Genomic DNA, 12,913 nt, shown 5'->3' with positions numbered 1-12,913 from the left:
GGGCCTGTTTGCACCAGAGCCATCGCACCCCTGTTCAATGCAATTCGTTGAATTCGACGCGACCGCCCTTCATCACCAGAGGAATGTGGTCGCCCTGGCCGCCGAGGCATTTCAAGTCGCGCAGCGGATCGCCATCGACCACCAGCACGTCGGCATAGGCCCCCGGTGCGAGGCGTCCCAGCTTGCCCGTCATGCCCAGGATTTCGGCGCCGATGGTGGTGGCGCTACCGATGATCTCGGCGGGCGTCAGGACCTGCGCGCGGATCGCGAACTCGTCGCTTTGCATGCGATGCGACGGACCGAGCAGGTCGCTGCCGAAGCCCATCTTGACCCCGGCGCGCTTGAATATTTCCAGGGACTTCAAACCGGCCTCGCGCACGACGTCGATCTTGGCCGCGCTCTCGGGGGGCAAGCCGTAGCGCACGCCCTCGAGATGCAATGCTTCGTAGGCCACCAGCGTAGGTACAACATACGCGCCGTACTCGGCCATCAGCGCGGCGGTCGGCGCGTCGATCAGGTTGCCGTGCTCGATGGTGCGCACGCCGCAGCGCACCGCGCGCTGCATCGATTCGGGCGTATAGGCGTGCGCCATCACGTAGGTGCCGCGCGCCTGCGCTTCGGCGACGACCGCGCGGATCTCGTCCTCCGAGTAACCGAGCGCGCCGACCGGGTCGGTCGGCGAAGCGACACCGCCGGAAGCCATGATCTTGATCTGGTCGGCGCCCATCTGCAGTTCTTCCCGCACCGCCCGGCGCAACGCATCGACACCGTCGACCACCCGGCTCAAGGCGCCGACGCGCACGCAGCAGTTACACGGCGCGTCGCCGGGCATGAAGTCCGAGCGCGCGCGCACGTCGCCGTGGCCGCCGGTCTGACTGAGCGCACGCCCGGCGACGAAGAGGCGCGGCCCCTGCGCGAGGCCCATTTCTATCGATTGCTTGAGCGCGAAGCCGGCGCCGCCGGCATCGCGCACCGTCGTGAAGCCGCGCCGCAAGATGCCGCGCATGATCGGCAGCGCCTTGAGCGTGATGAAAACGTTGGGCATTCTTGCCTGGCTCGGCAAGTCGAACTGCGTTGCGATCATGTGCGCGTGCAGGTCGATCAAGCCCGGCATGATGGTCTTGCCTTCGAGGTCGATCACTTGCGCGTCGTGCGCAGCAATCGGCTGCTGCGACACCGCCTTGATCGTCTCGCCCTCCACCAGCAGATTGTGGCCCGGCTGCAATGCGCCCTGCAGGGGATCGAGCAAAGCGCCGTTCTTGAACAGGATGCGGTCCATACGTTCCTCCTTCGATTTTCGATTGCCTCGCGCGGGAGCGCGATGCGCAGGCTGTGAACGATTCAGCGTTTCAGGCGCATGGCGGCAATTTCTTCCAGCGATCGGCCGCGCGTCGGCACGCCCATGATGAGAACGGCGAGCGCGCCGACGATCAGCACCAGCGTCGTGGCGCCGAACACCCCGCCGAAGCCGAGGCGCGGATAGAGATAGCCGACCAGGATGGGCGCGGCGATCGCGCCCAGGCGCCCGATAGCCGAAGCGACGCCCATGCCGGTCGCACGAACGTCGGTCGGGAACACTTCGGGCGTGAAAGCGTAAACGCCGGCATAGGTCCCGTTCATGAAGAACGACAGCAGGAAGCCCGACGTCAGGATTTGGGCATTGCCGTGCGTGAGCGCGAGCCCCAGCGCCGAGATGCCGCCCAGGGCCATGTACGTTGCGATGGTGGCCTGGCGGCCGATCTTTTCGTTGATCCACGCCCCCGAAAAATAACCGGGAATCTGCGCCAGGTACATGACGAGCGAATACGAAAAGCTGCGTGTGATAGTCATGCCGCTTTGCACCAGCAGGCCGGGGATCCACGTAAAGAACGCGTAGTAACTGAACGTGATCGACAACCACATCAACCAGGCCATTGCGGTGATGCTCGCCAGCTCGCGCGAAAAGAGCGCCTTGAGGTTGCCCAGCGGTGTGCCCCGCCCCGCGGTTGCCAGGGGGACCGGCTCGTGCGCTTGCAGCGGCTCGAGCTGCACGCCGGCGGCGCGCAGCTCCGCCTCCATGGTGTCGACGATCGCCTCGGCCTCGGCGGTTCTGCCGCGGCTGTCGAGCCAGCGCGGCGATTCCGGCAGCGCGCGCCGCCACCACAGCAGCATGACGACCGGGAGCGCGGTGATCACCGAGACGACACGCCACGCGTCGGGCGCGAGCGGAATGACCAGATAACCGAGCACCGCCGCGGCGACAAACCCGAACGAGAAGAATGCCGCCAGACTGCCGGTGAACGTGCCGCGATATTTGCGCGCCACGAACTCCGAGAGAAACGGCGCCACGATGGCGCTTTCGGCGCCGGTGCCCACACCGGCGATGATGCGCATCGCCATGAAAAAAGGCCAATCTTGCGCCGCGGCGCTAATGAGCGATGCGACGCAGTAGATGATCAGCGCCCACACCATGACCGTGCGCCGGCCGATCACGTCGCCGAGAATGCCGGCCACCGCGGCGCCGAAGAAATATCCAATGAAAGTGCCGCTGCCGAGCACCCCGGTCTGCACGCTGCTCAAATGCCACTGCGTGCGCAGCACGGGCAGCATGAAAGCCAGCACGGCGGCATCCATCGCGTCGAACACGTAGCCCAGCCCGCCCAGCCACAACAATCGACGATGAACGCTCGAGTACGGCATGCGTTCTATGCGTGCTGGAATCGTCGACATGGCTTGCCTCCGGAAGGGAGAGCGGCGTGGCGCCGGGCAATGTCAAGCGAGTATATGGAGCCAAAACAGGCGCGTCTTGACAAAAAAACACGCCGAACATGCGGATTCCGGCATAACGGCGCCCTGTGGCTATGCGGGCGCGCGGCGGCGCCATCCCGATCTGGGAGCGCGCACAAAATATGCCGCTCGCCGCGCTCGAATCAGCCGCCCCTCTCTCCGCACCATCCCTTCGCCAGCAGCGCTCCGCCCGCCACCATCGGCGGAACGATCAGCGCCATGAATACACGGTCGGCACTCCATCCCATGCTCAGCATCTGCGCCCCGGAGAAAATACTTAGTACTGCACCGCAGCGTCCGGCTCCGTGCATCCAGCAGGACCCCGTTGCGCGGGCACGCGTCGGATAAAAAGCGGTGGGCAGCGCATTAACGCTGCATATTGCGCCGATCAGGGAGAAGCCGAGTGCGAACGCCTGCAGCATCGTGAACAACTCCGAATGAAACCCGAGCCCCAGACCGAGAAACAGCGCGCCGCTCGCAATGCATGCGAACGCCGGTGCCTTGTGCAGATCGTGACGGTCCATCGCCCAGCCCATCGCCAACGCGCCGACAACGCCGCCCGTCTGATACACCGCAGCGACAGTGGCGGCATACTGAAAGCCGAAGCCCGATTCCTTGATGAAGCTTGGAAGCCAGCTCGACAGCGTATTGCTCGCGAACAGCGCAGCGAAATAGGCCAGCCACAACATGAGACTGCCGAACCGGAAGCGCCGCGACAATACCAGCGCAGTCTCGCCCCGTCCCGCGGGTTCCGTCGATGCGACAAAAACAGACCGCGCCGGCGTCTCGCCCGGCGCCATCCGTTCCATGATGGCGCGGATCCGTGCGGACGGCGCCTCTGTCGCCACCAGAAAGCGGACCGATTCCGGCATTGCGACGGCCAGCACAGGGATCATCGAGAGCGTGGCTAATCCGCCGACAGCCAGCAGGCAGCGCCAGCCAAATGCCGGAATCAGCCACGCCGACAGGAAGCCCGCGCACGCCGAACTGAATGCCACCCCGCAGATAATGAACGCGACCGAACGTGAGCGCAGCCGCTTTGGTACGTACTCCGAAATGAGCGTGGCGGTGTTGGGCACGACCGAGCCCACGCCCACTCCGGTCAGAAAACGAAAGATCGTGAGCATCGGCAATCCGCCCGCGGTTGCGGTGAGCAGCGTGCACGCGCCGAAGCCCGCCACGCTGCACAGCAGGACGGTCTTGCGGCCGAAGCGGTCTGCCAGGGGGCCGGCTATCAGCGCGCCGAATACCAGGCCGAATTGCGCCGCGCTCAGCGCGGAACCGAGCGCGCGATGGCTGAGATGCCATTGCTGCCGCAGCACCGGCACGATGAACCCCATTACCGCGAGATCGAAGCCCTCCAGTGCGATGATGCAAAAGCCGAGCACCAGCATGAGCTTCTGCAGCCGTCCGAGCGAACGGCGATCGATGACTGCGCACACATCGACGACAACGGGCGTATTCACACAAGGGTCCTTCACCCTGCTTCACAGGATGTGCGGTTCAATGGCTATGAAAAGGGAACTCAGGTAGCAAAATCAGGCAGCAAAATCAGGCAGTGGATTCAAGCGCGTTCAGAGAAATTTTCGGTAAGCCGGTCGCGCAAGATCTTGCCGGTCTCGCTGCGGACGAAGCTGTCGACGAACACGATACGCTCCGGGCACTGCGGTCCGAGCGTGCGCTCGGCCCAGCTCAGCAGCTGCTGCCCGGAAACCTGCGCGCCGATGTTCACGGCAATCGCGAGCAGGTCGCGCCCGGCCGCTTGCCGCCACACGAATGCAGCCGCTTCGCGCACCGCGGGATGCGTTTCGAACGCCCCGTCGACGTCGCGGAAATAGACCTTGCCGCCGCCGATGTTGAACACGTCGTCTTCCCGGCCTTCGATGTACAACAGCCCTTCGGCATCCAGCCGCGCACGATCGCGCGGGTAGTACCACCCATCGCGAAAGCACGTCGACGTGTGCGCGGGGTCGAGATGGTAGTCGTTGAACATGTAGTCGAGTTTCACCCGCAGGCGGCCGGACTGGCCCGCCGGCACCGGCCGGTCGTCGCCGTCGACCACTTCCAGCCGTACCCAGGGGCACACGCGGCCCACACTTGCCGGCGCGCGCCTGAGCGTGTCCGGGTCGGCGATCGCGATCTGGCCGATTTCCGAAACGCCGTAAGCGACATACACGTTCGGCGTAAAGCGGCGGAACAAGGCATCGAGCAGACGCGGGCTCGGGGTGTCGCCCACGACCTGCAGATAGTCGAGTGTCGGGAAGTGAATGCCGTCGTCCTCCAGCAGCGCCAGCACCTCCTCTGCCAGGGCAGGCGAAACGAGCCAGTGCGTCACGGCATGCGAGCGGACCATGTAGGCAAGATGCGCGGGCAACGGATTCGGCGCCAGCACCACGGCGCCGCCCAGCACGAGCATTCGCATCGCCTGGCCGAAGCCGATTCCGAAGTTCAGATCCATCGGCAAGAGACGCGAATGAGGGCCGCGCGCGAAGCTCGATTTGCCGACACGGTCCAGCATGTAGCCATGCGTGCGCAACACGCCCTTCGGCTCGCCCGTGGTACCGGAAGAAAGCGACAGCCAGCAGGGATCGTCGCGTTGCGTGCCGCTCGGCGGCAAAAGTGTCCCCCCTGCGGCCTGATCCACGCCGTCGAGCGAAATGAAGGGCCAGCCCTCGAGCTGCATGTCGCCTCGCCCGGACACGACCGCCGACACGTTGAATCGCCTTGCCACCTGCACCCGGCGCGCGGCGGGCAATGAGGTATGCAGCGGCACCGCGACCGCACCGATACGCGCGATGGCCAGCAGCGTGACGAGGTGCAACGCGGTCTGCCCCATCGAGACGCCGAGCGTCTGCCGCGGTTGCACGCCGCGATCGAGCAGCACGCGAGCCACGACGTGGATCGCCGTCACCAGTTCGCGATAGCTCAGCACCCGGTCGGCCAGGATCAGCGCCATCGCGGCCGGATTCTCAGCCGCGCGTCGTTCGATCACTTCCGTGATGTTCCAGATATCGTCCTGTCCGCCCAGGCCGCCTGCATTCGTTTCGTCTGACATATCGGTTCTGATGATCGGCATTGGCCGCGCCATTGCGCGAAACAGCATAAAAACAAGCGTGTCAATTGGTGTTTATTTTTCGAAGCGACATGCCGAATATGGCGATCGTTCGCCTACTTCCTGTCTTATTCCATTCACGCAAAGCAGCATAGAGTTAACGGCACAGCCGCCTCGAAACTTGATGGCTCAATACTCTTTTTTGCGCAAAAGCGACAAGCGAGCCCGTTTTGCACCGGGTTCTTTCGATATCGTGGTCCGCCTGCGCGCGAGCAGCGTGAAACACGAAACCAGAAATTAAATGCCAGTTAAAAAAGTAAGCATCCGGTAAGTAATTTTCTTTAACAAGCGGCATTCAGCCCGACCGCCTCCCGTATCTTTTACGCAATCCTTTCGAATAATTCTTGCAAGATGTTACCGGTCTTACATAATCGCCCGCAATTGACAAAAGACCGGATGCGCCATGACTCGCAGGACCGCACGACCGAAACAGCGCATGATCGCCGCCGCGTTGACCGGAATCATGGCAGGCATATCGCCGCTGGCCGCAAGGGCCGATTGCGGATTGTACGGCGCCAGCATCGACAACACCGTGGACAACACGGTGAACTGGAGTTCGGGCGACTGCACGGTAACGAGCAACGGCATAGTGTCCAATTACATGTGGACAACCGGTGTGACCATATCCGGCGCTGTCGGCACCCTGACCAACAGCGGCCTGATCGCGGGGACCAAGTACGGCATCAACGTCGGCCACGCGGACTCCATCACGGCGATCTACAACACCATTGGCGGGCGGATCGTTGCGGCAAGCGTAGAATCAATGGCCATATTCAACAGCGGTGTCATCGGCACGCTGTCCAACAACGGCACGATTCTGAGCCAGACCCAGGGAATCAACAACACAGGCAGCATCGGCACCCTCGTCAACAGCGGCACGATTTACGGTGGAGGAGGCTACGGCTACATCGTGCCCGAAGGAATCGCCAACTCCGGCACGATCGGCGGGATCGACAATACGATCGGCGGCCACATCACCGGCAGCCATATTGGCATTTATAACAATGGCTCGATTGGCACGATCAGCAATTCCGGCACGATCCAGTCGGTCCAGTTCGAAAACCAGGGCGGCATCTACAACGACAGCCTCGGAACCATCGGCACGATAGCCAATCAGGCTGGCGGGCTGATCAATGGCGAAGAAGATGCGTTCGTGAACAACGGCACGATCGGTGTCGTCACGAACAGTGGCACGATCAGCGCCTCGGGACCGGCCATCTACAACGAATCCACCTCCGCGACCATCGGCACGATTGCCAATCAGGCCGGTGCCCTGATTCAGGGCGAGACGGCGGCAATACTGAACTACGGCACGATCGGTACGCTGACGAACAGCGGCACGCTCATGGGAGTGCATTTCGGGCTTGAAAGCAGCGGCACCTTCGGCGCGATCGTCAACGAGAGCGGCGGCACCATCGAAGGCTCGCACACCGGCATCAACAACGCCGGGAATATCGGCGCGCTGACCAATAACGGGCTGATCCATGGCTTGACCATCAGCGCTCCCAGCGCGACGGCGATCAACAATTCCGGCAGCATCGGCACGCTGACCAATAACGGCACGATCACGAGCTACAACGCGGGGATAAACAACGGCAGCGGCACCATCCAGTCACTGGTCAATACCGGCACCATCGAGGCAACCGGCTCCGGCGGCTCGCACGCCGGGGCCGCGATCGTCAATTCCGGCTCGATCGGCACGCTGTCCAACAGCGGCCTCATTAGCGGTGCCAATCGTGCGATCAGCAATTCCGGCACACTGGGTGCCGTTCTGAACTCGGGAACGATCGCCGGTGACATCCTGAACACGTCGAGCAATGCACTTTCGATCAGCGGCGGCGCAGGCACGATCTTCGGCACCCTGACCGGTTACGCCTCGGGCAGCATCGGCACCCTGACCAGCAGCGGAGCGAACGTCAACTTCGGCGCCGGCAACCTGCTGCTCAACGACAACCTCAACGTCGGCAGCAATGCGGTCAACAACAACGGCGCCGTGCTGCAGGTGAACAACCCTGTCACGATCACCGGCAACTACTCGCAGGGCGCTTCGGCTACCTTGCTGGTCGGCGTCGCCGACGGCGCGGTCGCCGGCGGTGCAATCGGCACCGATAGCGGCTACGGACGTCTCGTGGTCTCGGGCACGGCCACTGTCGCGGCCGGCTCGGCCGTCACGCTGGAGAAGCTCGCCTCCTACGGCTTTGCGGCGGGCCAGCGCTTCGTCGTTATCGATGCGACAGGCACCGGGACCAACTACAACGCCAGCGCGCTGCGCTATTCGATCGCCGGCGTCACCGGGCTTGTGGTGACCGGGGCGGCCGTCGCCAATGGTTCCAGCAGCGACCTGGTGCTGACCGTTGCCGCTACGCCTACGCCAACCCCTACGCCGACCCCTACGCCTACGCCTACGCCTACGCCTACGCCGACCCCGACCCCGACCCCGACCCCGACCCCGACCCCGACCCCGACACCAACACCAACACCAACACCAACACCAACACCAACACCAACACCAACATCTACGCCGACACCCACGCCGACACCAGCGCCAACGCCCACGCCTGCTGCGGCGACCGTGCCCAACGCAGTCTCCGCGCTCACGGGCCTCGCGCGCTATACGGGCATCGGCAGCCCCACGCTGCTCAACCTGTACAACGCCTCGCTGGCACTCGATGCCGGCGGCTCGACCCCGGCGCTCAACCGTGCCGGCAAGCAGCTTGGGCCGACCTCGCAGACGACCTCGGCCCAGGCCGCCGCCGCCCCCGCCTTCGACGTGCTCAACATCGTCTCCGAGCACGCCAACGAGCTGCGTCTGGCGCAGGGCGACAGCGGCATCTCGACCGGCGACGGCGCGCCTCAGTACGGCGTCTGGGGGCAGGCCTTCGGCGGCCACGTAAGCCAGGACGAAAGCGATCAGGTGGACGGCTACAGCGCCAACTTCGGCGGCCTGCTGTTCGGCGTCGATCGCGCGCTCTCCGATGCCTGGCGTGCCGGTGGCGCGTTCAGCTACAGCAACGCGGCGATCAACAACACCGGCGGCACGGCGGGCGACAACACGCGGGTCAATTCCTACGGGTTCTTCGGCTACGCGAGCTACACCGCGCCAACCTGGTACGCGGACTTTTCCGCCGGCGTGATCCAGCAGCGTTACGACACGAACCGGCTCGTCGACTTCAGCGGATTCTCCGGCGACGCCAGCGGCAGCTTCAACGGCCAGCAGTACGTGGTGCGCGGCGAGGCCGGCTATCCGCTCGCGCTCGGCGCGGCCACGGTCACCCCGCTGGCAAGCCTCACCTACAGCTATCTGCACCAGAGCGCCTATACCGAGTCGGGCGGCAATGGCGCGGCGCTCTCGGTCGATGCGGCGCACACGACCTCGGTCACGAGCGACATCGGCGCGAAGATCAATCGCGAACTGGCCACGCCGCTCGGCGTGCTGGTACCGGAGCTGTCAGTGGCATGGCGGCACGAGTACGACAACACGCGCACCACCACGTTCGCAAGCTTCGCGGCGGACCCCACCGGCCAGACCGGCTTCGCCACGCAGGGCACGAGCCCGATCACGAACTCGGCTGTGCTGTCTGTCGGCGTGACGCTGCTGCGCTCGCAGAACCTGAGCCTCACCGCGCGCTACGACGCGCAGATCGGCGGCGGCTACCTGTTCCAGGCCGGCACGCTCAGGCTCAAACAGCTGTTCTGATGCGATGACATGAAAGGGAGCCCGCGATACGGGTTAATCTACCCGTTTGTCACCGATATCCGTCGGCGTTTTCCATACGCCGGTCTCGGTGACCGGGAGAAGCTCGCATGTTCTATAACCAGTCGTGGATGGGTTACGGCATCGTCGGCGGCATGCAAGCGGGCGCCATTGCGGCGGCGGTCGGCTTCTTCATGCTGCTGCTGGTGCGCTGGCTGACCCGCAAGCAACGCTGGATCCCTGGCCGCGAACTGGGCGTGGCGTATCTGCTGGCCCTGCTGCCCAGTTCCAGCGGCGACCTGTGGAATCTGTTCTATTTCAACTACGCCAACCTGCAGTCGCCGGTTTTCCTGAGCGCGGCACTAGCCGACGTACACGATCCGGACAGTATCGGGCTGCGCGTCATGTGCGAGTTCCTGGGCGTGGCGGTGGGGTTGTCGGTAGCCTGGTTATTGCTGCTTTGGCGCGATCGCGGGCGTGCCAGGGACGCATGACGCTCATTCAGCGCGGGACAGCATGCCGATCGTTCGTTCTGCGGTTCTGCGCCCCAACTCTTATATAAGACATAAGACATTTGACGCTGCGGGGTATTGCGCCTAGAATCGCGGTCAAAGCAGTGCCAGGAACCGCCCCGGCGTGCCTGGCTTCCCCGTGAAACGCAATACCAGCAGGTCCCGCCATGCTTGAAAACTTTCGTGCTCATGTCGCCGCGCGCGCCGCGCTCGGCATTCCTCCCCTGCCGCTGACGGCCCAGCAGACCGCCGAGCTGGTGGAACTGCTGACCAACCCGCCCGCGGGCGAAGAGCAGACCCTGCTCGACCTGATCACCCACCGCGTGCCCGCCGGCGTGGACGAAGCCGCCCGCGTGAAGGCCGGCTTTCTCGCCGCCGTGGCCAAGGGCGAAACCGCCTGCGCGCTGATCTCGCGCGCTCGCGCCACCGAACTGCTCGGCACGATGCTGGGCGGCTACAACATCGCCCCGCTGATCGAGCTGCTGTCCGACGCCGAAGTGGGCACCGTGGCCGCCGACGCACTGAAGAAAACCCTGCTGATGTTCGACCAGTTCCACGACGTGAAGGAACTGGCCGACAAGGGCAACGCCAACGCGCGGGCCGTGCTGCAAAGCTGGGCCGACGCCGAATGGTTCACGAGCCGTCCGGAAGTGCCGCAAAGCCTGACCATCACCGTGTTCAAGGTGACGGGCGAAACCAACACCGACGACCTCTCGCCGGCCCCGGACGCCACCACGCGCCCGGACATCCCCATGCACGCGCTGGCCATGCTGAAGAACGCGCGCCCCGGCATCACGCCGGAAGAAGACGGCAAGCGCGGCCCGGTCAAGTTCATCGAATCGCTGAAGGAAAAGGGCCACCTGGTCGCCTACGTGGGCGACGTGGTCGGCACGGGCTCCTCGCGCAAGTCGGCCACCAACTCGGTGCTGTGGTTCACGGGCGAAGACATCCCCTTCATCCCGAACAAGCGCTTTGGCGGCGTGTGCCTGGGCGGCAAGATCGCCCCGATCTTCTACAACACGATGGAAGACGCCGGCGCCCTGCCGATCGAGCTCGACGTGTCGCAAATGGAAATGGGCGACGTGGTCGAACTGCGCCCTTATGAAGGCAAGGCGCTCAAGAACGGCGCCGTGATCGCCGAATTCCAGGTCAAGTCCGACGTGCTGTTCGACGAAGTGCGCGCCGGCGGCCGCATTCCGCTGATCATCGGCCGCGGCCTGACCGCCAAGGCGCGTGAGGCGCTGGGTCTCGCGCCGTCGACGCTGTTCCGCCTGCCGCAAAACCCGGCCGACAGCGGCAAGGGCTTCTCTCTGGCACAGAAGATGGTTGGCCGCGCGTGCGGCCTGCCCGAAGGCCAGGGCGTGCGCCCCGGCACGTACTGCGAACCGAAGATGACCTCGGTCGGCTCGCAAGACACCACGGGCCCGATGACGCGCGACGAACTGAAAGACCTGGCGTGCCTCGGCTTTTCGGCCGACCTCGTCATGCAGTCGTTCTGCCACACGGCCGCTTATCCGAAGCCGGTGGACGTGAAGACGCACCAGACGCTGCCGAACTTCATCAGCAACCGTGGCGGCATCGCGCTGCGCCCCGGCGACGGCGTGATCCACTCGTGGCTGAACCGCATGCTGCTGCCCGACACCGTGGGCACCGGCGGCGACTCGCACACGCGCTTCCCGATCGGCATCAGCTTCCCGGCCGGTTCGGGCCTGGTCGCCTTCGCGGCCGCCACCGGCACGATGCCGCTGGACATGCCGGAATCGGTGCTGGTGCGCTTCAAGGGCAAGATGCAGCCGGGCGTCACGCTGCGCGATCTCGTCAACGCGATCCCGCTGTACGCCATCAAGCAAGGCACGCTGACGGTCGCCAAGCAAGGCAAGAAGAACATTTTCTCGGGCCGCATTCTCGAAATCGAAGGCCTGCCCGATCTGAAGGTCGAGCAAGCGTTCGAACTCTCGGATGCTTCCGCTGAGCGTTCGGCCGCCGGTTGCGCGGTGCACCTGAACAAGGCACCGATCATCGAGTACCTCAACAGCAACATCACGCTGCTGAAGTGGATGATCGCGCAAGGCTACCAGGATCCGCGCAGCCTGCAGCGCCGTATCAAGGCGATGGAAGCCTGGCTGGCCGATCCGCAACTCCTGCAACCGGACGCGGACGCCGAGTACGCCGCCGTCATCGAAATCGATCTGGCCGACATTCACGAGCCGATCGTGGCCTGCCCGAACGACCCGGACGACGTGAAGACGCTCTCCGACGTGGCCGGCGCCAAGATCGACGAAGTGTTCATCGGCTCGTGCATGACCAACATCGGTCACTTCCGTGCCGCTTCGAAGCTGCTGGAAGGCAAGCGCGACATTCCGGTCAAGCTGTGGGTGGCTCCGCCGACCAAGATGGACCAGAAGCAGCTGACCGAGGAAGGCCACTACGGCGTGTTCGGCACGGCTGGCGCGCGTACCGAAATGCCGGGCTGCTCGCTGTGCATGGGCAACCAGGCCCAGGTGCGCGAAGGCGCGACGGTCATGTCGACCTCCACGCGTAACTTCCCGAACCGTCTGGGCAAGAACACGAACGTGTACCTGGGCTCGGCGGAACTGGCGGCGATCTGCTCGCGCCTGGGCAAGATCCCGACGAAGGAAGAGTACATGGCCGACATCGGCGTGATCAACGCCAACGGCGACAAGATCTATCAGTACATGAACTTCGACCAGATCGAGGACTTCAAGGAAGTGGCCGACACCGTGACGATGTAAGCACTCTGCCAGGCTACGGTGCGGTGTTCTCGTTGTCGGTTCGCATCGTAGCCCCACGGAATGGCGCCGCAGGCTG

At 64.4% G+C, this 12,913-nt stretch carries 8 protein-coding genes; 3 read left to right on the top strand and 5 right to left on the bottom strand.

Annotated elements, in window-relative coordinates:
- Window positions 1-34: 34 nt before the first annotated feature.
- The 5 genes from BAC01S_RS09070 to BAC01S_RS35505 form a co-directional block, all read right to left on the bottom strand.
- The gene (locus BAC01S_RS09070) at window positions 35-1,279 is read right to left on the bottom strand and encodes a metal-dependent hydrolase family protein (RefSeq protein ID WP_027794479.1); all 1,245 of its coding nucleotides are present in this window, start codon (window positions 1,277-1,279) and stop codon (window positions 35-37) included.
- 62 nt (window positions 1,280-1,341) lie between these two features.
- Window positions 1,342-2,709 (bottom strand): MFS transporter, encoded by a 1,368-nt coding sequence (locus tag BAC01S_RS09065; RefSeq protein ID WP_027794478.1) that lies wholly within the window; start codon window positions 2,707-2,709, stop codon window positions 1,342-1,344.
- A gap of 200 nt (window positions 2,710-2,909) precedes the next feature.
- Complete coding sequence (locus BAC01S_RS09060; RefSeq protein ID WP_043201693.1) at window positions 2,910-4,232, bottom strand: MFS transporter; 1,323 nt, start codon at window positions 4,230-4,232, stop codon at window positions 2,910-2,912.
- Window positions 4,233-4,330: 98 nt separating this feature from the next.
- Entirely contained in the window at window positions 4,331-5,821 is a 1,491-nt protein-coding gene (locus BAC01S_RS09055; protein ID WP_169740113.1) for a class I adenylate-forming enzyme family protein, read from the bottom strand.
- A gap of 420 nt (window positions 5,822-6,241) precedes the next feature.
- Complete coding sequence (locus tag BAC01S_RS35505) at window positions 6,242-6,466, bottom strand: hypothetical protein (protein ID WP_174442443.1); 225 nt, start codon at window positions 6,464-6,466, stop codon at window positions 6,242-6,244.
- Between the two features lie 28 nt (window positions 6,467-6,494).
- On the opposite strand from BAC01S_RS35505, the gene BAC01S_RS35320 reads away from it, so the two are divergent.
- The 3 genes from BAC01S_RS35320 to acnB all read left to right on the top strand — a co-directional run bounded on the left by BAC01S_RS35320 (window position 6,495) and on the right by acnB (window position 12,837).
- A complete protein-coding gene (locus BAC01S_RS35320; RefSeq protein WP_245616546.1) occupies window positions 6,495-9,575 on the top strand; it encodes an autotransporter outer membrane beta-barrel domain-containing protein in 3,081 nt (1,026 codons plus the stop codon).
- 107 nt (window positions 9,576-9,682) lie between these two features.
- Window positions 9,683-10,066 carry a hypothetical protein gene (locus tag BAC01S_RS09045; RefSeq protein ID WP_027794474.1) on the top strand — a complete coding sequence of 128 codons (384 nt, stop codon included), beginning with the start codon at window positions 9,683-9,685 and terminating at the stop codon, window positions 10,064-10,066.
- A gap of 185 nt (window positions 10,067-10,251) precedes the next feature.
- Window positions 10,252-12,837, top strand: a complete 2,586-nt coding sequence (acnB, locus tag BAC01S_RS09040; protein ID WP_027794473.1) for a bifunctional aconitate hydratase 2/2-methylisocitrate dehydratase — start codon at window positions 10,252-10,254, stop codon at window positions 12,835-12,837.
- Window positions 12,838-12,913 lie beyond the last annotated feature (76 nt).

It is taken from the genome of Paraburkholderia acidipaludis NBRC 101816, from assembly GCF_000684975.1.
Taxonomy (GTDB): Bacteria; Pseudomonadota; Gammaproteobacteria; order Burkholderiales; family Burkholderiaceae; genus Paraburkholderia; species Paraburkholderia acidipaludis.
This window is presented reverse-complemented; position numbering and strand designations above follow the sequence as displayed.

Coding starts and splice junctions, on each gene's coding strand:
- BAC01S_RS35505 (WP_174442443.1), bottom strand. CDS start 6,466: ATGCCGTTGCTCGTTACCGTGCAGTCGCCCGAACTCCAGTTCACCGTG.
- BAC01S_RS09055 (WP_169740113.1), bottom strand. CDS start 5,821: ATGTCAGACGAAACGAATGCAGGCGGCCTGGGCGGACAGGACGATATC.
- BAC01S_RS09045 (WP_027794474.1), top strand. CDS start 9,683: ATGTTCTATAACCAGTCGTGGATGGGTTACGGCATCGTCGGCGGCATG.
- BAC01S_RS09070 (WP_027794479.1), bottom strand. CDS start 1,279: ATGGACCGCATCCTGTTCAAGAACGGCGCTTTGCTCGATCCCCTGCAG.
- acnB (WP_027794473.1), top strand. CDS start 10,252: ATGCTTGAAAACTTTCGTGCTCATGTCGCCGCGCGCGCCGCGCTCGGC.
- BAC01S_RS09065 (WP_027794478.1), bottom strand. CDS start 2,709: ATGTCGACGATTCCAGCACGCATAGAACGCATGCCGTACTCGAGCGTT.